The 1,089-nt window shown below is 45.6% G+C and carries 1 protein-coding gene; it reads right to left on the bottom strand.

Going from position 1 to position 1,089, the window contains the following annotated elements:
• Positions 1–36: 36 nt before the first annotated feature.
• On the bottom strand, positions 37–984 hold the full coding sequence (locus tag NOG12_RS13170; protein WP_041155238.1) for an IS30 family transposase: 948 nt from the start codon (positions 982–984) through the stop codon (positions 37–39).
• Positions 985–1,089 lie beyond the last annotated feature (105 nt).

The raw sequence follows: 1,089 nt of genomic DNA, 5'->3' as shown, positions 1-1,089 counted from the left end.
CCCGAATTCAACTGCGAAGTGCGACACTCGTCAATATCAAGCAGCCAATGCCATTTCTTTAAATACAATCGCTGGCTGCTTGAAGCCTAAACACTTTCTTGGTCGATAATTTATTCGCGATAGAGCGAATTCAATATCGCTATCCGTTACTGTTGTTAGATCGGTTCCTTTTTTCACATATTGCCTTAAAAGGCCGTTAGCATTCTCATTGGCTCCACGCTCCCAAGAGCTATAAGGGTGGGCAAAATACACATCAGCTTCCAACTCCTTTGCGATGGTTTCATGACCTGCAAACTCTCTCCCGTTATCTGCCGTGATGGTATGCACATGCTCCTTATAAGGCATGAGTAGCTCTATGGTTGCTTTGGTGACATCATCTGCTGACTTAGATGGCACTTTTTTTACCACGTAAAATCGTGTTTTACGCTCCAAAATAGTCACCATAGCCCCAGTGCCGTGTTTGCCTAAGACAGTGTCGATTTCCCAATCACCAAATCGCTCCTTACTGTCAACGATGCTTGGCCGAACATCGATAGAAACGGCATTCTTGATAGCGGGCGCTTTTTCTTTTTTACCGCGACGATACCGCTTGTGTCCTTGTCTCAAATGGCGATATAGCTTGCCACCCAAGCGTTTATCCTGTGCAACAAATCGGTAGATCCACTCATGGCTGACAGCGGCACCGACTTTCGTTAATACACTGGAAATTTGCTCTGGGCTCCAATCCGCTTCTAAAAGCAAGCGGATAAAATCAACACGCTCCTGTGGTATACGGTATTTACGCGCTGATGTGCGTTTTTTGATTGATAACATCTGGGCTTCGTTAGGACAATAATGTCTGCCCTTGCGGCCGCGTTTAAGCTCCCGGTATACCGTAGAGCGATGGCACTGAACAGTTTTAGCTATTTCAGAAACCGAAATTCCCCGTTCCAAAAGAGCCGAAATCTGATATCTTCTGCCCTCGGTCAACTGCTGATAATTCATGGTAGTACTGCTTGTTTCTTTGACGAGAAGAGCGTACCACTTTTAGCAGTTGGCCTCCTCTTCTACACCTTTCCATGAATGTCGCACTTATTATCTGAAATCGGG

The organism is Pseudidiomarina fusca, from assembly GCF_032227045.1.
In the GTDB taxonomy this organism is placed as follows: domain Bacteria; phylum Pseudomonadota; class Gammaproteobacteria; order Enterobacterales; family Alteromonadaceae; genus Pseudidiomarina; species Pseudidiomarina fusca.
This window is presented reverse-complemented; position numbering and strand designations above follow the sequence as displayed.

Excerpts from the sequence above, each read along its gene's own strand:
- NOG12_RS13170 (WP_041155238.1), bottom strand. The coding sequence starts at position 984 with ATGAATTATCAGCAGTTGACCGAGGGCAGAAGATATCAGATTTCGGCT.